The sequence below is a fragment of the Streptomyces sp. NPDC021562 genome (genome assembly GCF_040640875.1).
Lineage (GTDB): Bacteria > Actinomycetota > Actinomycetes > Streptomycetales > Streptomycetaceae > Streptomyces.
On record NZ_JBFACN010000026.1, the window covers coordinates 100,076 to 117,707 of the forward strand.

Sequence of the window (17,632 nt, forward strand, 5' to 3'; positions counted from 1 at the left end):
CTCACGCACGCTTCGACGCGGGGACGGGTCCGAGGCGGACGTCGCCCGCCCCGGCGAGGCGGCCGGACTCACCGACGGGGCCGCCCGGACGGAGGCGGGGGAGGGGGCGGTGGTGGGGGTGGGGGCGGCGGACCGATGTACGGGCCGTCCGGGGCCCCGTCACCCCGACGCGGCCCCGGACGGCGTCGCCGTGGCTCCAGCGGCTGGGCCATGGTGGGGGCGCCGTACACATCGTCGGAGCCCGGCGGTACGTCGGAGGGGTCCCCGCCGTTCCCGGCCCGGATCTCCTCCGGGGGCCGATGGCTGCCGGCGGACGGCGAGTCCGGCGCCCCCGGTACTCCCGGACCAGCGACCGGCGCCGCCCCGGACTCGGGCCCCTGCTCCCTCGGCACCGGCCGCTCGTAAGGCCCACGCCCACGCGCCCCCCACGCACCCCCACCCCCCGGCGCACCCCCGGCGCCCGATCCCCAGCCGCGAGGCTCCACCTGCGACCCGGCCCCCGTTCCCGGGCCCCGGCCGCGAGCCCCTGCCCCTGCCCCTGACCCGGCCCCCGCTCCCGGGCCCCGGCTGCGAGCCCCTGCCTCCGGTGCGGCCCCCATGTTCGATCCGCGGTCGTCAGGTCCTGCCCCTGGCGCGCCCCCGGCACCCGGGCCCCGGCCGCGAGCCCCTGCCTCCGGTGCGGCCCCCGTGTCCGGGTCCCGGTCGCGAGGCTCCTGTACCCAGTCGGGCCAAGCCCGGTGGTCGGGCCCCTGCTCCCGTAGGTCGTCCGGCACCCGGAGGTAGGGATTGGTGTCGGGATTCGGCGGGCGGTACCGGTTTCCCGGCGCGTACGGACCCGCCGCTCCGCCGCCCGCCCTGCCCGGCGCCCCGCCTGCCACCGCGTACGCCGACCCGCCGGCCGCTGCCCCGCCTCCGCTGTCACCCAGTGCCGCCGGTGCCGCCCGTGACCCCGCCGTGCCGGTCACCCACGCCAGCAGCGCTCCCGCAAGCCCCGCCGCCGCGCCCCAGGCCGCCCCGAGGAGCAGCGCCATGCCCGACTGCCCGTGCAGCTCGATGCCCGCCCCGAACGCGTCGAAGCCGAGCACCGACAGCGAGGCGTTCACCGACACGTCCGTCAGCCAGGCCAGCAGCGGCAGCGTGAGCGCGGTCGCGATCCCCAGCCGCACGGCACACCGCCCGGCGAAACCGAGCGCACCCCGTTCCGCGCCCCCCGCCCGGCCTGCCGCGGCTCCCGGCCCCACCGGCGTCCGTACCGCCGTGAACACCCCCGCGAGCAGCATCAGCAGGGCCGCGGCGACCCCCAGCAGCCACACCCGTCCGTCCAGGCCGGCCAGGTGCCCCAGGGTCACCGACCCGCCGGACTTCGAGGTCAGCAGCTCGTCCAGGGGGTGGGGCAGGAACCTGGTCAGGACGCCCGTCGCCCTGCCGTCGAAGGGGACGAGGAGGCCGACCGGTATGCCGAGCCAGACCCCGTTGGGGGCGCCGAGCAGGGCCGCGCCCGCGATGCGCGCCGGGTGCGGGTCACCGATCGCCGCCCAGGCCGCCGCCGCCCACCCCGCGGCCACGGCCACCAGCAGGACCGTCACCAGCGCCGACACGGCCGGCCGTACCACTCGGTGCACGGCCCCCCACCCGGGTGGCAGGGGAGTGCGGCGCGAGGCCAGCAGGGCGATCAGCAGGACACCGGCGCACCAGCCGAGGCCACCGGCGAGGGTGGCCACGGTGTCCACGCTGAAACCGACCGCCGCTTTCGCCTTGACGAGGTCCCCGATGCGGTCCGGGAGCAGCCCGCCGACGTCCCCGATGCCGGGAATCGTCAGACCGCCTCCGCCTCCACCACCCCCTCCGCCGCCCGCCCCCGTCAGCCCGTCCAGCCCGAGCGCATCGCCGTCGATGGTCACGACCGAGTGCCCGGCCCACGCGAGTCCGCCCAGCGTCGCCACGAAGAGCACGACCAAGGAGCCCGCGCGGGCCAGCAGTTCGGCGGGGGCGACGACCGCCCCGGCCGCCCGCAGGGACCGTAGGAAGAACCATGACAACAGGAGCGCCCCGACCAGGCTCACGCCCAGTGGCGTGATCTGGACCGCCGTCGTGGCCTCCGCGCCCTTCAGACCGAACGCGGACAGATCTCCGGTCGGCGTGACCGAACCACCCGCCCCGAGCGCCACAACAGCCGCGGTCATGGGGCCGAGTGAGCCCGCCGCGTCGGCCCGCAGCAGATGCAGGCCGAGCGCGGCCGTACCCGCCATGCCGATCAACGCCCAGCTCACCGCGGCGATCGCGGACAGCAGGATGTCGACCCAGGGCAGCCGGGCGCGCAGGCGCGCGCTCTCGGCTCCCGTGCCGGAAGTGCCTCGCGTGCTCGACGTGCTCGACGTGCCCGACGTGCCCCATGTGCCAGAACCCATGGCAGACCCCCCGATCCGCGAACGCCCGGGGCCGCGCCGTCGCGCTTGTCCCCCTCGCGTGAATTACCACTCTCCGGCCCGGTTTCAACCCCGTCAACGGAAAGAGTCGAAGCGCTCGTGCGAGCTCTCCGCAAGGCCCGACTTTCGGTCAGAGGGCCGAGCCTGAAATAGTTCCCGACGATGTTCGACATCCCTAGACTCCCTGTGATGGGGGTAACTCGGGGGACTACTCATGGGGCTTGGCGTGCCGGAACTCGTACTGGAATCAAACGGACGTACCTGGACGCTCGATCCGTCCAGGACCTACACCCTCGGACGTGATCCGCAGGGGGACATCGTGTTCGACGACGCCAGGGTCTCCTGGCGGCACGCCACGATCAGCTTCGACGGCCGCAGTTGGGGCATCGAGGACCACGGCAGCACCAACGGCACCTTCGTGCAGAGCCGGCGGATCCAGCGCATGGAGATCGGTCCGGGCTCGGCCGTGCACCTCGGCAACGCGAACGACGGACCGTGCCTGAACCTCTCCGGCACCACGGCCGCCGCACCGCAGGCCGCGCAGCCGTACGCGGCCCAGGGGGCGGGCGGTGCCGGCTGGTCCCAGCCACCGGCTCCGCAGCAGCAGGCTCCGCAACAGGGCTGGCAGCAGGCCCCGTCGGCGATCCCGCAGCAGCAGGGAGCCCCGGCCATGGCCTCCGGTGGCGGCGCGGGGGCGCAGCCGGCCTACGGCGACCGCAGCCCGACCACGTTCCACCAGTTCTCCATCGGCCGGGTGATGCGCATCGGCCGTGCACTGGAGAACGAGTTGGTGGTCTCCGACCTCCAGGTCTCGCGCCACCACGCCGAGTTCCACTCCACCCCCGACGGCCGCATGGAGATCCGCGACCTCGGCTCCCACAACGGCACGTACGTCAACGGCCAGCCGATCGCCAAGGGCGGCAGCGCCCTGCTCGGCCCGAACGACATCGTCGGCGTCGGCCACTCCACCTTCCGGGTCGTCGGCGACCGGCTGGAGGAGTTCGTCGACACCGGCGAGGTCTCCTTCTCCGCACGGCGCCTGACCGTCACGGTCGACGGCGGCAAGCAGATCCTCAAGGACGTCTCCTTCGGCGTCCCGGAGAAGTCCCTGATCGCGGTCATCGGCCCGTCGGGTTCCGGCAAGTCGACCCTGCTCAAGGCGCTCACCGGCTACCGCCCCGCCGACGAGGGCGAGGTGCTGTACGACAACCGCAACCTGTACAAGCAGTTCGCCGAGCTGCGCCAGCGCATCGGTCTGGTCCCGCAGGACGACATCCTGCACAAGGAGCTGACCGTCAAGCGCGCCCTCAAGTACGCGGCCAAGCTGCGTTTCCCCGCCGACACCACCGGCCAGGAGCGTGACGACCGCATCGAGGAGGTGCTGCGCGAGCTGAAGCTCGACATCCACAAGGACAAGAAGGTCACCGCCCTGTCCGGCGGCCAGCGCAAACGGGTCTCGGTCGCCCTGGAGCTGCTCACCAAGCCGTCGCTGATCTTCCTCGACGAGCCCACCTCGGGCCTCGACCCGGGTATGGACCGCGATGTCATGCAGCTGCTGCGCGGTCTCGCCGACGACGGCCGCACGGTCCTCGTGGTCACCCACTCGGTGGCCGAACTGGCGCTGTGCGACAAGCTGCTGGTGATGGCGCCGGGCGGTTCGGTCGCCTACTTCGGGCCGCCGGAGGAGGCGCTGAACTTCTTCGGCTACGACACCTGGGCCGACGTCTTCTCCGCCTTCGAGAACTACCGCGACTACGACTGGGCGGGACGCTGGAAGGGCTCCCAGCACTACCAGATGTACGCCGCCGACATCGACGCCGGCGCCCCGCAGGCCGTACAGACGCCGCCGATGCAGGTGATGAAGCCGAAGAAGCCGCAGAGCTGGGGTTCGCAGCTGCTGACCCTGGTACGGCGGTACGCGGCGGTCATCGCCTCGGACAAGGGCTTCCTGGCGCTGACGGTGATCCTGCCCGCGGTGCTCGGCGCGGTCAGCCTGCTGATCGACAGCGACAAGACCCTGCTGGTGAACCCGGTCAACCACAAGACGGGCGTCCCCGTGCCCAACGGCACGGCGACCACGGTCCTGCTGATCCTCGCGGTCGGCGCCTGTTTCGCGGGTGCCGCGAACTCCGTACGTGAGCTGATCAAGGAACGGGTCATCTACGAGCGGGAGCGCGCGGTCGGCCTGTCCCGGTCGGCGTACCTGATGTCCAAGGTGGTCGTGCTCGGTGTGATCACCGTGCTGCAGGGCCTGATGGTCGGCCTGATCGGCTTCTCCAGCCGCACCATCCCGGACGAGGGCGTGGTCCTCGGCCACTCCGTCCTGTTCGAGCTGTGCATCCCGATCATGGGGCTCGGCTTCACCTCGATGATGTTCGGCCTGGTCATCTCCTCGCTGGTGAAGACGTCCGAGAAGACCATGCCGCTGCTGGTGATGTTCGCGATCATCCAGGTCGTCTTCACCGGCTGTTTGTTCACCCTGAACGGCGCGGTCGGCGCCAACCAGCTCTCGTTCCTGATGCCGTCCCGCTGGGCGGTGGGCGCCGCCGGCGCCACGCTGGACTTCAACAACATCGCGCCCAACACCGACGACCCGACCAGCAAGGACCCGCTGTGGGCGCACACGGCGGGCGCCTGGAGCATGGACATGGCGGTGCTGATCGTCCTCGGTGTGCTCTGCGGCTTCCTGGTGGCCCGCTTCCTGCGCCGCCATGAGCCCGAGGTCATGCGCAAGTAGCACCTCGCGTACGACGCCGAAGGGCGGCACCCCGCAGTGGGGTGCCGCCCTTCGGCGCGTCGGTGCCGAGGTCCGCGCCTGCCTCAGTACGCGCTGTTGACGTTGTCGATCGAGCCGTACCGGTGCGCCGCGTAGTTGGCGGCGGCGGTGATGTTGGCGACCGGGTTGTAGATGTCCCAGGACGTGCCGGCGACGTGGTAGGCGCTGAAGGTCGGCGGGATCACCTGCAGCAGGCCCTTGGAGGGGATGCCGTTGATGGCGTTGATGTCCCAGTTGTTGATGGCCATCGGGTTGCCGGAGGACTCCCGCATGATGTTGCGGTGCAGGCCGCTGTAGGAGCCCGGGATGCCCTTGGCCCTCATGATGTCGAGGGCCTGGCGGATCCAGCCGTCGAGGTTGTTGCTGTAGGTCTTCGCGGCGACCTGCTGGACCTGCGGGCGCGCGGCGGACCGGTTCGCCGCCTGCTCGGCGGTGCGCGCCTGGGCGGCCTGCTGGGCGGCGGCCCGGGCCTTCGCCTGGGCGGCGGCCTGCTGCGCGCGGGCGACGTCCAGGGCGTGGGCGGCGGCCGCCTTCCTGGCGGCGATCGCGTCGATCTTGACGGCCTGAAGCGCGCCCTGGTCGGTGACCGCGCCCTTGACGTCCTTGATCTGCTGGGTGCCGTACACCGCCTCGGTCGCGGCGGCGGGGGAGCCGGTCACGACCGTGTCCGCGCTGCTGGGCACGGCGGAGAAGGCGATGGAGGCGGCGCCGAGCGTGGCGATACCGGCGAGCGCGATCTTGTGGTGCTTGGTGAGCGTGGGACTGTGGGTGTTCTTGGGCATGGCAGTGGACCTCTTCGAATAGCGCGGAGGTCGCTCGTTGTCCGCGGGGGAGACCGGCTCCTCCTGCACGAACACCGCGGGGGGAAATCCGCGGTGCTGAGCGACGGCAGCCATTCTTAGCGGCCGCAAAATGCCGAGGCAAAGGTGTGACGTACGACCCCGGGTAGTAGGCACCGGAAGGGCAAAACGGGACAGACTGGGTCGTCTGTCCCGTTCGTGCCGGGGTTGTTTATCTCCTATGTCCGTTCGTACGTGATGTGCGCCCTATGTGCGGCCTCACATCGCGCCTCCTGCTTTTTCACGAAGAGTTGCTGTCGCAATGCTCTGCGTGAGGCCTCTCCTCCGGGAGGATGAGGTGCACGTCCCCGAACTCGTGCCAGAGGTAGAGCCCGCGCAGCGCCTCCGCGTAGCTGCGGTCGACCGCGGCCCGCCCCGCCACCGCCTCCAGCATCAGCAGGTGCGAGGCCTCCGGCTCGTGCAGCCCGGTCAGCAGCCCGTCCACCACCCGCACCCCGCGCTCCGGCGTGACCACGAGCTCCGTCCACCCCTCGGCCGCCCGCACCACCCCGTCCGCCCCGGCGGCCGACTCCACGGCCCGCACGGCCGTCGTCCCCACCGCGATCACCCGCCCTCCGGCCGCCCTGGCCGCGTTGATCAGGCGTGCCGAGGCCGCGGGCACGGCGTAACGTTCCGCGTACGGCGGCTCGTGCGCCTCGGGCGACGACACCCCCGTATGCAGCGTGATCGGCGCGAACTGCACCCCGCGGCTCACCAGCTCCGCCACCAGCCGCGCGGTGAACGGCCGTGCCGCACTCGGCATCTCCGCACTCCCCGCCCCGTCGTCCGACGGCAGTGCGAACACCGTCTGGTACACCGACAACGGCTGGTCCCGCTCCGTGTAGGAGTACCGGACGGGCCGCCCGTACTCCCGCAGCACCGCCGGCACCTCCGCCGACGCCCGCGCCCACCACAGCCGCTCGCCCCGAGGGCTCAGCGGCTCCTCCAGGACCAGCAGCCCGCCGCCTGGCAGCAGCACCTCACTGCCCGCGCGCGTACCCGCACGCGCGCGTGTCGTGCCGTCGCCGTCCGGCTCCCGGAGCTCGACCGCCCACCGCCCGGCCCCGTGCGCGGCGTCCCCACGCGCCGAGAAGTGCACCACCACGCGCGCGTGCCCGACGCGCCCGTCCACGGCCGCCGCCAGCGTCGGAGAGGTGTTCACCACCAGCAGGTCCCCGGCCCGCAGCAGCCCCGGCAGTTCGGCGAAACCGTGATGCGACACCGCCGTCCCCCGCGACACCAGCAGCCGGACCGCGTCGCGGTCGAGCCCCGGCCCGCGCTGCTCGGCCGGCACCCGCGCGGACAGCTCCGGCGGCACCCGCACCACCGTCGTCATCGCCCCTCCACCAGAGCCGGCGCCCCGTACCGGCCGCTGACCGGCCGCTCGTCGAGCAGCCGCAGGAACGCCGGTACGACCGACTCCGGCGCCGGCCGGGGATCGTCGTCGTCCGGTACGGCCGCCGAGTACAGGTCCGTCGCCATGTCCCCGGGATCCACCGCCCACACCCGCAGCCCCGGCTCCTCCACGCCGAGCACGGCCGCCAGCTGGTCCAGGGCCGCCTTCGAGGCGCCGTAGCCGCCCCAGGTCTCGTACGCCTCGGAGCCCGCGTCCGAGCTGACCGCGATCACCGCCCCCACCGCCGACTCCCGCAGCAGCGGCAGCGCCTCCTGGACCAGGCCCAGTGCGGCCACCACGTTCACCTCCAGCGCCCGGCGCAACCCCGCCAGGGGCAGCTCACCGAGCCGCACCAGCGGCTCGGCGCCCAGCGCGCTGGCATTGCTCACCAGCAGATCCAGACCGCCCAGCGCACGCGCGGCGGCCACCAGCTCGGCCCGGTGCCCGGCGTCCGTGACGTCCCCGGGCAGTGCCGTCACCCGCCTGCCCGGCCCCGCCACGGCCTGAGCCGCAGCCTTCAGGGCCTGCCCACCCCTGGCGTCCAGCACCAGGTCCCAGCCCCGCGCGGCCAGCACCTCGGCCAGCGCCCGCCCCAGACCCTTCGAGGCCCCCGTGATGATCGCTACCGGCATGACAACCGTCCCCTCGGCTCCGTCCGCCCCTGATCGGCGGTGCCCCTCACCGTAGGAACGGGGCCGCCCCGGCCGCCTCGGGCGCGGGCCGCAGCCCGGCGGGGTCCTTCGGACTAAGCCACCGGTAGGAGCCCCAGGCCCTAGGCCTGACGTCGACCCGCCCAGGACCCCGGACCTACGCCCAGCGGCCCGGACGCTGCTCCCGGCGTCCGATCCCCGGTGTCCGGCCCCGCCGGTACCGTGAGGGCATGAGTCACGGTCCCCGGTCCGGCCTCGCCGCGGTGAGCTCCGCGCTGCTGGCCATGAGCAGGCATCTGGAGGTGCGCGACGTCCTCAAGACGATCGTCGCCTCCGCCCGCGAACTGCTCGACGCCCAGTACGCCGCCCTCGGGGTCCCCGACGACCACGGCGGCTTCGCCCAGTTCGTCGTCGACGGCGTCACCGACGCCCAGTGGAAGGCCATCGGCCCGCTCCCGCGCCAGCACGGCATCCTCGCCGCGATGCTCCGCGAGGCGAAGGTCGAGCGGCTGGCGGACGTCCGCAAGGACCCCCGCTTCGAGGGCTGGCCCTCGGCCCACCCCGACATGTCCGACTTCCTGGGACTGCCGATCCGCGACGGCGACGAGGTGATCGGCGCGCTGTTCCTCGCGAACAAGAACTGCGAGAAACCCGACGGAGGCTGCGGCTTCACCGCCGAGGACGAGGAACTCCTCTCCATCCTCGCCCAGCACGCGGCCATCGCCCTCACCAACGCCCGCCTCTACGAACGCAGCCGCGAACTGACCATCGCCGAGGAGCGCTCCCGGCTCGCCCACGAACTGCACGACGCCGTCAGCCAGAAGCTGTTCTCCCTGCGCCTCACCGCCCAGGCGGCCGCCGCCCTGGTCGACCGCGATCCGCGCCGGGCCAAGGGCGAACTGCAGCAGGTGGCCGTGCTCGCCGCCGAGGCCGCCGACGAACTGCGCGCAGCCGTCGTCGAGTTGCGCCCCGCCGCCCTCGACGAGGACGGCCTGCTCGCCACCCTGCGCACCCAGGTCCAGGTCCTCGACCGCGCCCACACCGCGCGCGTGACCTTCGCCGGCAGCGGCTTTCGCGCACTGCCCGCCGCACAGGAGGAGGCCCTGCTCCGGGTGGCCCAGGAAGCCCTGCACAACGCCCTGCGGCACTCCGGAGCGGAGCAGGTCGACGTGACCGTGAACCGGCGCGGCGGCGGCGCCGTGCTGCGGGTCACGGACGACGGCTGCGGCTTCGACCCGCACCTCACCCGCCGTGCCGGACGCCACCTCGGCCTGGTCTCGATGCGGGACCGCGCCGACAGCGTGGGCGGCACGCTGACCGTGGCATCGGCGCCCGGCAAGGGCACCACGATCGAGCTGGAGGTCCCCGGTGGCTGACGCAATCAGGGTGCTCCTGGTCGACGACCACCAGGTCGTCCGCCGGGGCCTGCGCACCTTCCTGGAGGTGCAGGACGACATCGAGGTCGTGGGCGAGGCGGCCGACGGCGCCGAAGGGGTCGAGCGCGCGCAGGAACTGAGCCCCGACGTCGTCCTCATGGACGTCAAGATGCCCGGCCTCGACGGGGTCGGCGCCCTGCGCAGGCTCCGCGAGCTCGACAACCCCGCGCGCGTGCTGATCGTCACCAGCTTCACCGAACAGCGCACGGTGGTCCCGGCCCTGCGGGCCGGCGCCGCCGGATACGTCTACAAGGACGTCGATCCCGACGCGCTCGCCACCGCCATCCGCTCGGTGCACGCCGGACACGTCCTGCTCCAGCCCGAGGTGGCCGGCGCCCTGCTCTCCCAGGAAGACGCCGGCTCCGGCCAGGGCCGGGGCGGCTCGCTCACCGAGCGGGAGCGCGAGGTGCTCGGGCTGATCGCCGACGGCCGCTCCAACCGAGAGATAGCCCGGGCCCTGGTGCTGTCCGAGAAGACCGTCAAGACGCACGTCTCGAACATCCTGATGAAACTCGACCTCGCCGACCGCACCCAGGCCGCGCTGTGGGCCGTTCGCCACGGCGTGACCGGCTGAAACGCCCTCCGCAACGCTTCACCGAAGGCAACCCGGCGGGTCGCCTTCCGGGCTGAGATTCATACCGTCGTGGGAATGTCACCCGGACGGCGCATCCTGTCCCGGCCGCCGCCGTTCTTCAGTGCGTGCCGCGGCGACCGCCGTGGCGATCGCCAAGGAGGCTCAAGAAGTGAAGAACCTGAAGAAGGCAGCGGCCGTGACGATGGTGGCCGGCGGGATCGTGGCCGCGGGCGCGGGCATGGCCTCCGCCCACACCGGCGGTGCCCACGCCGACGGCCGGGCCCAGGGCTCTCCGGGCGTCGTCTCCGGCAACGTCATCCAGGCCCCGGTGCACGTCCCCGTCAACGTCGTCGGCAACAGCGTGAACGTCATCGGCGTGCTGAACCCCGCCTTCGGCAACCTCGGTCTCAACCACTGAGACCGCGCCGCACCGCGGCATCGACCTCCGGTCTTCCGGGCGCCCCCGGAAGACCGGTCGGCTTTTCCCGACAGCCGATCGTGGGCCCACCGGGTTGTACGCCCAATGATCCGAACGGGCAGTGACGGACCCCGGTCCGTACCACCGGCGACCCCGCAGGCGTTGATCAGGCACGACCCACGGCCGGGTCGGCACCGCACACCCAGGAGGAACCCTTCCCATGAACATCGCCAAGAAGGCCGCCGTCGCCATGACCGTCGCCGGTATCGCAGCGGGCGCCTCCGCCGGTGCCGCCTTCGCCGACTCCACCGCCAACGGCGCGGCCCTGAACTCCCCGGGTGTCATCTCCGGCAACACCATCGAGGTCCCGGTCGACGTCCCGGTCAACGCCAGCGGTCTGTCCGTCAACGTGATCGGACTCCTCAACCCGGCGTTCGGCAACCACGCCACCAACAAGTAGGCGGCGCGGGTCTGGGGGCGACCGCCCCCAGACCGTCCGGCGGACCGCCTAGCGCCCCCGTTCACGCTCCTCCAGCACGGAGTCGTACGCCGCGACCAGGGCCCGCCGGGCCGTCCGCTCCACCGGCCGCAGCGCGGCTTGGCGCGCCGCCATCTCCGAGGCGCTCGCCGCGCCCCCGTGCCCGTTCTCGTACGCCAGCGAGACCAGCAGTCCCACGCGCTGCGCCAGCTCCAGGACCCGCACGGCCCGCGGCGGATACCCCGGCGCCAGCACCTCCCGGCCACGCTCCGCACGTGCCCGGTACGCGTCGATCGCCGCCTCCGCCACCGGCCCCGACCCGGCGGCGTCCAGCTTCGACAGCACCTCGGTCGCGTCCCGCAGCGCCTCCGCCAGCTCCCGCTCCGCCTCACCGAGCGACGGCACGTCGGCCGGCGGCGCCTCCCGCACCGGCAGCACCTGCCAGACCACCTCGACGTGCACATCACCGGCGGGCCCGGCCTCGGACACCTCGGGCACCAGGCCGAACGCGGCACCGTGACAGATCACCGCCTCCTCCGCCTCCAGCGCCCGCGCGTTGAACTCCGGCGGGCCGCTCAGCCCCAGCGGATGCCCCGGCGCCGGCAGCGCCACCCGCAGCGCGGTCACCCCGAGCGCCCGCAGCCGCCCCAGCGCGAGGGTGAGCCCGACCGGAGCGGACTCGCCGGACAGCCCCTCCACTCGGTGCACCGCGTCCTCGCCGACGATGGCGAGCACGGCGTCATCCGGAGAGACAAGTCCGGCCAAAAGGGCATTTCCCCAAGCGGCGAGGCGTCCTGAACGCGGTTCCGAGAGCATGCCCCCACCCTAAGGACCGGACCGATGGAATGGAGCGCCGCACGCGTGGCGTAGATTTCATAAGGGCTGCGCCCACCGGCGCCGCCGCCCGAGCCACAGGCGTACGCGACAGCCGAGACCGGCCACACTGCAAGGGGAGACAACGCGCTCATGAGCGATGTTCTGGAGCTTCAGGACGTATCCGTGGTCCGTGAGGGCCGGGCTCTGGTGGACCAGGTCTCCTGGTCGGTCAAGGAGGGCGAGCGCTGGGTCATCCTCGGTCCCAACGGCGCCGGCAAGACCACCCTCCTGAACATCGCCTCCAGCTACCTCTTCCCCAGCAAGGGCACCGCCACCGTCCTCGGCGACACCCTCGGCCGCGTCGACGTCTTCGACCTGCGCCCGCGCATCGGCATGGCCGGCATCGCGATGGCCGAGAAGCTCCCCAAGCGCCAGACCGTCCTGGAGACCGTCCTCACCGCCGCCTACGGCATGACCGCCCACTGGCAGGAGGAGTACGACGAGGTCGACGAGCAGCGCGCCCGCGCCTTCCTCGACCGCCTCGGCATGACCGACTACGTCGACCGGAAGTTCGGCACCCTCTCCGAGGGCGAGCGCAAGCGCACCCTCATCGCCCGCGCCCTGATGACCGACCCCGAACTGCTGCTCCTCGACGAGCCCGCCGCCGGCCTCGACCTCGGCGGCCGCGAGGACCTGGTCCGCCGCCTCGGCCGGCTCGCCCGCGACCCGATCGCCCCCTCCATGATCATGGTCACCCACCATGTCGAGGAGATCGCCCCCGGCTTCACCCACGTCCTGATGATCCGCCAGGGCAGGGTCCTCGCCGCCGGCCCGCTGGAACTCGAACTCACCTCCCGCAACCTCTCCCGCTGCTTCGGCCTCCCGCTCGTCGTCGAACAGCTCGGCGACCGCTGGACCGCCCGCGGACTGCCGCTGTCCTGACGGGCGTTGACGCGGCAAAGCACCCTGTCCGGCTGGGCACCCCCGGCCCTACCATGACAAGGTGAACAACATCGACGCGTGGGTGTGGTGGCTCGTCGTCGCGGCCGCACTCGGCATCCCGCTCGTGGTGACCGCGATGCCGGAGTTCGGCATGTTCGCGGTGGGCGCCGTCGCCGCCGCGGGCACCGCCGGACTCGGCGCGGGCGTCGTGCTCCAGGTACTCGTCTTCCTCGTCGTCTCCGTCGCCCTCATCGCCGTCGTACGGCCCATCGCGAACCGGCACGCCCTCCAGCGCCCCGGACTCGCCACCGGCGTCGACGCGTTGAAGGGCAGACAAGCCGTCGTCCTCGAACGCGTCGACGGCGCAGACGGACGGATCAAGCTCGCCGGCGAGATCTGGTCGGCCCGTTCCCTCCACCCCGACCGCGCCTACGAAGTGGGCCAGGAAGTGGACGTCGTGGAGATCGAGGGGGCCACGGCGATTGTCATCTGACCTCGAAAGACTCAACTGAACAGAAGAGTCCCCGAGTTGTGCGTGCGTCTGTCAGACTCGTCCAGCAAGATCTTCAACAGCCATAAGATCTGCCGAAGCGCCGAGGCGGAGAAGGGTACGGGGAGCGACGATGGAACCGGTCATCATCGTCCTGGTCATTCTGGTGGTGTTGGTCTTCATCGCCTTGATCAAGACGATCCAAGTCATCCCGCAGGCGAGCGCCGCCATCGTGGAGCGCTTCGGCCGCTACACGCGGACGCTGAACGCCGGACTCAACATCGTGGTCCCGTTCATAGACACTATCCGCAACCGCATCGACCTGCGTGAACAGGTCGTACCGTTCCCGCCGCAGCCGGTGATCACCCAGGACAACCTGGTCGTGAACATCGACACGGTCATCTACTACCAGGTCACCGACGCCCGCGCGGCCACCTACGAGGTCGCCAGCTACATCCAGGCCATCGAGCAGCTGACCGTCACCACGCTCCGCAACATCATCGGCGGCATGGACCTGGAGCGCACCCTGACCTCCCGCGAGGAGATCAACGCGGCCCTGCGCGGCGTCCTCGACGAGGCCACCGGCAAGTGGGGCATCCGCGTCAACCGCGTCGAGCTCAAGGCGATCGAACCGCCGACCTCCATCCAGGACTCGATGGAGAAGCAGATGCGCGCCGACCGTGACAAGCGCGCGGCGATCCTCACCGCGGAAGGCACCCGCCAGGCAGCCATCCTCACCGCCGAGGGCGAGAAGCAGTCCCAGATCCTGCGGGCCGAGGGTGAGGCCAAGGCGGCGGCCCTCCGCGCGGAGGGCGAGGCCCAGGCGGTTCGCACCGTCTTCGAGGCGATCCACGCCGGCGACCCGGACCAGAAGCTCCTCTCCTACCAGTACCTCCAGATGCTCCCGAAGATCGCCGAAGGTGACGCCAACAAGCTCTGGATCGTCCCCAGCGAGATCGGCGACGCCCTGAAGGGCCTGTCCGGCGCGATGGGCAACTTCGGCCCCCTGGGCGGAGGTTCGAACGGCGGCGGCAGCATCCCGGCCCAGGAACGCCGCGAAAAGCCGAACATCGACTAAGGGTCACTGAAAACAACCGTTCCCCGCGCCCACCCTTCTGGGGGGGGCGCGGGGAACTGCGCGACAAGCCGCAACACAGCCGCAGCCGCACGGCGCGACCGACCAGGCACACCTCTAGGCGGCGGCGTCCCCCGCCAGCCACTCAGGCAACGCCGCCAGATCCTCGGCCCCCATGGCCAGCAGCATCGCATCCTGCGGCGAGGGCTCGAACGGCTTGCGAAGCAAAGGCATTCCCGCCTGCTCCGGCGTCCGGTCCGCCTTCCGGTGATTGTCCTCCGCGCAGGACGCCACCGTGTTCAGCCAGGAGTCGGCGCCCCCCTGAGCCCGCGGCACCACATGGTCCACGGTCGTCGCCCGCTTCCCGCAGTACGCGCACCGGTGCCGGTCCCTGACCAGCACCCCCCGCCGTGACCAGGGCGCCTGTCTCCGGAACGGCACCCGTACATACCGGCAGAGCCTGATCACCCGCGGCGCGGGCAGGTCCACGTCCGCACCGCGCATACGCAGTTCGGGGTGGGCCTGCTCGACGACGGCCTTGTCCTGGAGCACCAGGACGACGGCGCGATTCAAAGTCACCGTGGACAGCGGCTCGAAGCTTGCGTTCAGAACCAGCGTGTCACGCATCCAGCCCACCTCCCATGTGCACCGTGCCCACCCCCGGCGGGCTTGGATCAACTCTGGACGGGCGCGCCGAGATGGACAACGCAATAAAAACTGCCCGCCTCTGATCACTTCCAAGACCAGAGGCGGGCAAACGTTCAATGAACGCTCGACTGATTTCGCGAGCCGGGTCAGCCCTCGGCGGGGACCTCGTACTCGCCGATCAGCTGCGCCCGCGCGATCGCGTGGAACCGCAGGTTGAACCCGACGACGGCGGGAGACACGTCGGCATCCGGACCCAGCTTCTCCTGGTCCACCGCGTACACCGTGAAGACGTACCGGTGCGGTCCGTCCCCGGGCGGCGGCGCGGCGCCGCCGAAGTCCTTCGACCCGTAGTCGTTGCGGACGTGCACCGCGCCCTCGGGAAGTCCCTCGAACTTACCGCTGCCGGCACCTGCGGGCAGCTCGGTCACCGAGGCCGGGATGTCGAACACGGTCCAGTGCCAGAAGCCGCTGCCCGTCGGGGCGTCCGGGTCGTAGCAGGTCACGGCGAAGCTCTTGGTCCCGGCCGGGAAGCCCTCCCACCGCAGCTGCGGCGAGGTGTTGCCCTTCGCGTAGACCTGAGCGTCCTTGAGCGTCGCCCCTTCCTCGACGTCCGCGCTCGTCACCGTGAACGACGGGACGGGCGGGTGGAAGTCATGGGGGAGAGGCCGCCGCTTCAGCTCGGTCACCTCGGTACCTCCTGATCGATACGGTCGATGCTGATCGATGACGGAATCCGTGGTTCCCGAGCCTAGAACCAGTTGCGCCTGCTGCCGACCTCGGACAGCCACTGGTTGAGATAAGCCGCCCAGTCGGTCCCGTGAAAGTCGTTCAGACCCACCTGGAACGACCTGAAGGTGTCGCTGCCCTCGCTGAACAGACCGGGCTTCTTGTCCATTTCGAGGACGACGTCCATGGCGTACGCGTCCGCCACGAAGCTCAGCTCCACCTGGTTGAGACCCCGGTACTGCGACGGCGGGTGGAACTCGACCTCCTGGTAGAAGGGGAGCGTCTGCCGCGTCCCCCGGATGTGCCCCTTCTCCAGGTCCGCGTTCTTGAACCGGAAACCCAGCCTGATGAAGGCGTCCAGGATCGCCTGCTGCGCCGGCAGCGGATGCACGTTGATCGGGTCCAGGTCGCCCGAGTCGACCGCCCGCGCGATCTCCAGCTCGGTCGTCACCCCGACGTGCATCCCGCGCAGTGCCTGCCCGTCGATCATCGTGACGGGCGTCTCCCAAGGAATCTCCAGCCCGAACGGCACCGCGTGCACCGCACCCGCCTGAAGCTCGAAGGCGCCACCGAGCCGCACCTTCGCGAAGTCGATGTCCTGCTTGAACTCCTCGTCGCCGTGCTCCACCTCGACCCGGGCCCGCAGACCCACGGACAGGCCCTGGATCTCCTGGTTCACCGACCCGCCCTGGATCCGCACCTCGCCCTGGACCACGCCACCCGGTACGACGTTGCTCTCGGTGAGCACCGTCTCGACGGACGCCCCGCCGGCACCCAGGCTCGCGAGCAGCTTCTTGAAGCCCATGACTCTCCCTTTACGTACGGACCTTTGACCCCTACAAACGCGATCCGGCCACGACCGGTTCCGGCCCATACCCTGGCAAGCAGACGATTCCTTGACCACCCCTTGGCGTCCGCGGCCTGGACTAGGCTCGGACGACATGATCACGCCCCCGGACCGTATGCCACTCCCCAGGAGCTTCTTCGACCGCCCTGTCCTGGACGTCGCCCCCGACCTGCTCGGCCGCACCCTCGTCCGCACCACCCCGGACGGACCGATCGCGGTGCGCCTCACAGAGGTGGAGGCGTACGACGGCCCGAACGACCCGGGGTCGCACGCGTACCGTGGGCGCACCCCACGCAACGAGGTGATGTTCGGTCCGCCCGGACATGTGTACGTGTACTTCACCTACGGCATGTGGTTCTGCATGAACCTCGTCTGCGGTCCGGAGGGCAGGGCGAGCGCGGTCCTGCTCCGCGCCGGCGAGGTCGTCGAAGGAGCCGAGCTCGCGCGCAAACGTCGACTCTCGGCCCGGTACGACAGGGAACTGGCCAAAGGTCCGGCCCGCCTGGCCACCGCCCTGGACGTCACCCGCGCTCTGGACGGCACGGACGCGTGCGCCTCCGGCGAGACACCGCTGCGGATACTGACCGGCACGCCCGTCCCCTCCGACCAGGTACGGAACGGTCCGCGTACGGGAGTCGCCGGCGAAGGAGGGGACGGAGAGGCCCATCCCTGGCGCTTCTGGGTTGCCAACGACGCGACGGTCAGCCCCTATCGGGCCCATGTACCCCGGCGCCGCTCAAGTTGACGCGCCCCTGGGAGGTGCGTAATGTATCCCGAGCCGCTTGACCCGGGTACGGCAATCGCCAGCAGCCGGAAGCGGCCACCCACTACCTACGACTCCCCCTGGCGGGGGCGAATTCTGCATGCCCGCATGCTCGAATTCGAACCCGCGGAACTCGATTATGAGTCCCGGCGGGAATCGGCTAACGTAGTGAATGTCGAAAGGCCGACCGGCGAGAGCCGGAAAACCCCAGACAATCCCGCCGACCGGGAATCGGACGCCGAAAGGATCTGATAGAGTCGGAAACGCAAGACCGAAGGGAAGCCCGGAGGAAAGCCCGAGAGGGTGAGTACAAAGGAAGCGACCGTTCCTTG

The 17,632-nt window shown here is 71.4% G+C and carries 17 protein-coding genes; 9 read left to right on the forward strand and 8 right to left on the reverse strand.

What is annotated here, in order from left to right; all coding sequences use genetic code 11:
- Nucleotides 1–68: 68 nt before the first annotated feature.
- Entirely contained in the window at nt 69–2,309 is a 2,241-nt protein-coding gene (locus AB0G52_RS32450; RefSeq protein ID WP_361341293.1) for a streptophobe family protein, read from the reverse strand.
- A 343-nt stretch (nt 2,310–2,652) separates the two neighbouring features.
- Here AB0G52_RS32450 and AB0G52_RS32455 point away from each other — a divergent pair, with 343 nt between their 5' ends.
- Complete coding sequence (locus tag AB0G52_RS32455; protein WP_361341266.1) at nt 2,653–5,163, forward strand: FHA domain-containing protein; 2,511 nt, start codon at nt 2,653–2,655, stop codon at nt 5,161–5,163.
- Nucleotides 5,164–5,246: 83 nt separating this feature from the next.
- Here AB0G52_RS32455 and AB0G52_RS32460 read toward each other — a convergent pair whose 3' ends face one another.
- The 3 genes from AB0G52_RS32460 to AB0G52_RS32470 all read right to left on the reverse strand — a co-directional run bounded on the left by AB0G52_RS32460 (nt 5,247) and on the right by AB0G52_RS32470 (nt 8,069).
- Nucleotides 5,247–5,984: a transglycosylase SLT domain-containing protein gene (locus tag AB0G52_RS32460; RefSeq protein ID WP_132885984.1), complete on the reverse strand. Its 738-nt coding sequence runs from the start codon at nt 5,982–5,984 to the stop codon at nt 5,247–5,249.
- Between the two features lie 298 nt (nt 5,985–6,282).
- Complete coding sequence (locus AB0G52_RS32465; protein WP_361341269.1) at nt 6,283–7,377, reverse strand: S-adenosylmethionine:tRNA ribosyltransferase-isomerase; 1,095 nt, start codon at nt 7,375–7,377, stop codon at nt 6,283–6,285.
- On the reverse strand, nt 7,374–8,069 hold the full coding sequence (locus tag AB0G52_RS32470) for an SDR family oxidoreductase (RefSeq protein WP_361341272.1): 696 nt from the start codon (nt 8,067–8,069) through the stop codon (nt 7,374–7,376). Before AB0G52_RS32470 ends, AB0G52_RS32465 begins: the two co-directional genes overlap by 4 nt.
- A 248-nt stretch (nt 8,070–8,317) precedes the next feature.
- On the opposite strand from AB0G52_RS32470, the gene AB0G52_RS32475 reads away from it, so the two are divergent.
- The 4 genes from AB0G52_RS32475 (at nt 8,318) to AB0G52_RS32490 (ending at nt 10,975) form a co-directional block, all read left to right on the forward strand.
- On the forward strand, nt 8,318–9,463 hold the full coding sequence (locus AB0G52_RS32475; RefSeq protein WP_361341275.1) for a GAF domain-containing sensor histidine kinase: 1,146 nt from the start codon (nt 8,318–8,320) through the stop codon (nt 9,461–9,463).
- Nucleotides 9,456–10,097, forward strand: coding sequence for a response regulator transcription factor (locus tag AB0G52_RS32480; RefSeq protein WP_132885980.1), 642 nt, complete (start codon nt 9,456–9,458; stop codon nt 10,095–10,097). The genes AB0G52_RS32475 and AB0G52_RS32480 overlap by 8 nt, the downstream gene beginning before the upstream one ends.
- Before the next feature lie 169 nt (nt 10,098–10,266).
- On the forward strand, nt 10,267–10,515 hold the full coding sequence (locus AB0G52_RS32485) for a chaplin (RefSeq protein ID WP_132885979.1): 249 nt from the start codon (nt 10,267–10,269) through the stop codon (nt 10,513–10,515).
- Nucleotides 10,516–10,735: 220 nt separating this feature from the next.
- The gene (locus AB0G52_RS32490) at nt 10,736–10,975 is read left to right on the forward strand and encodes a chaplin (protein ID WP_132885978.1); all 240 of its coding nucleotides are present in this window, start codon (nt 10,736–10,738) and stop codon (nt 10,973–10,975) included.
- Nucleotides 10,976–11,023: 48 nt separating this feature from the next.
- Here AB0G52_RS32490 and AB0G52_RS32495 read toward each other — a convergent pair whose 3' ends face one another.
- Complete coding sequence (locus AB0G52_RS32495) at nt 11,024–11,809, reverse strand: hypothetical protein (protein ID WP_361341280.1); 786 nt, start codon at nt 11,807–11,809, stop codon at nt 11,024–11,026.
- Nucleotides 11,810–11,959: 150 nt separating this feature from the next.
- Here AB0G52_RS32495 and AB0G52_RS32500 point away from each other — a divergent pair, with 150 nt between their 5' ends.
- The 3 genes from AB0G52_RS32500 (at nt 11,960) to AB0G52_RS32510 (ending at nt 14,319) form a co-directional block, all read left to right on the forward strand.
- A complete protein-coding gene (locus tag AB0G52_RS32500) occupies nt 11,960–12,751 on the forward strand; it encodes an ABC transporter ATP-binding protein (protein WP_132885976.1) in 792 nt (263 codons plus the stop codon).
- Between the two features lie 61 nt (nt 12,752–12,812).
- Nucleotides 12,813–13,244 carry an NfeD family protein gene (locus AB0G52_RS32505; RefSeq protein ID WP_132885975.1) on the forward strand — a complete coding sequence of 144 codons (432 nt, stop codon included), beginning with the start codon at nt 12,813–12,815 and terminating at the stop codon, nt 13,242–13,244.
- 130 nt (nt 13,245–13,374) lie between these two features.
- Nucleotides 13,375–14,319, forward strand: a complete 945-nt coding sequence (locus tag AB0G52_RS32510; protein WP_132885974.1) for an SPFH domain-containing protein — start codon at nt 13,375–13,377, stop codon at nt 14,317–14,319.
- A gap of 114 nt (nt 14,320–14,433) precedes the next feature.
- On the opposite strand, the gene AB0G52_RS32515 is transcribed toward AB0G52_RS32510, so the two are convergent.
- The 3 genes from AB0G52_RS32515 to AB0G52_RS32525 form a co-directional block, all read right to left on the reverse strand.
- Complete coding sequence (locus AB0G52_RS32515; protein WP_132885973.1) at nt 14,434–14,943, reverse strand: HNH endonuclease; 510 nt, start codon at nt 14,941–14,943, stop codon at nt 14,434–14,436.
- Between the two features lie 167 nt (nt 14,944–15,110).
- Nucleotides 15,111–15,650, reverse strand: a complete 540-nt coding sequence (locus AB0G52_RS32520) for a YbhB/YbcL family Raf kinase inhibitor-like protein (RefSeq protein WP_132885972.1) — start codon at nt 15,648–15,650, stop codon at nt 15,111–15,113.
- A gap of 62 nt (nt 15,651–15,712) precedes the next feature.
- A complete protein-coding gene (locus AB0G52_RS32525; RefSeq protein WP_132885971.1) occupies nt 15,713–16,495 on the reverse strand; it encodes a sporulation protein in 783 nt (260 codons plus the stop codon).
- Nucleotides 16,496–16,631: 136 nt separating this feature from the next.
- On the opposite strand from AB0G52_RS32525, the gene AB0G52_RS32530 reads away from it, so the two are divergent.
- A complete protein-coding gene (locus AB0G52_RS32530) occupies nt 16,632–17,282 on the forward strand; it encodes a DNA-3-methyladenine glycosylase (protein ID WP_132885970.1) in 651 nt (216 codons plus the stop codon).
- The last annotated feature ends 350 nt before the right edge of the window (nt 17,283–17,632 follow it).

Bases quoted from the DNA above. Each gene is read 5' to 3' on its own strand.
- AB0G52_RS32460 (WP_132885984.1), bottom strand. From the start codon at position 5,984: ATGCCCAAGAACACCCACAGTCCCACGCTCACCAAGCACCACAAGATC.
- AB0G52_RS32465 (WP_361341269.1), bottom strand. From the start codon at position 7,377: ATGACGACGGTGGTGCGGGTGCCGCCGGAGCTGTCCGCGCGGGTGCCG.
- AB0G52_RS32470 (WP_361341272.1), bottom strand. From the start codon at position 8,069: ATGCCGGTAGCGATCATCACGGGGGCCTCGAAGGGTCTGGGGCGGGCG.
- AB0G52_RS32475 (WP_361341275.1), top strand. From the start codon at position 8,318: ATGAGTCACGGTCCCCGGTCCGGCCTCGCCGCGGTGAGCTCCGCGCTG.
- AB0G52_RS32490 (WP_132885978.1), top strand. From the start codon at position 10,736: ATGAACATCGCCAAGAAGGCCGCCGTCGCCATGACCGTCGCCGGTATC.
- AB0G52_RS32495 (WP_361341280.1), bottom strand. From the start codon at position 11,809: ATGCTCTCGGAACCGCGTTCAGGACGCCTCGCCGCTTGGGGAAATGCC.
- AB0G52_RS32500 (WP_132885976.1), top strand. From the start codon at position 11,960: ATGAGCGATGTTCTGGAGCTTCAGGACGTATCCGTGGTCCGTGAGGGC.
- AB0G52_RS32510 (WP_132885974.1), top strand. From the start codon at position 13,375: ATGGAACCGGTCATCATCGTCCTGGTCATTCTGGTGGTGTTGGTCTTC.
- AB0G52_RS32515 (WP_132885973.1), bottom strand. From the start codon at position 14,943: ATGCGTGACACGCTGGTTCTGAACGCAAGCTTCGAGCCGCTGTCCACG.
- AB0G52_RS32525 (WP_132885971.1), bottom strand. From the start codon at position 16,495: ATGGGCTTCAAGAAGCTGCTCGCGAGCCTGGGTGCCGGCGGGGCGTCC.
- AB0G52_RS32530 (WP_132885970.1), top strand. From the start codon at position 16,632: ATGATCACGCCCCCGGACCGTATGCCACTCCCCAGGAGCTTCTTCGAC.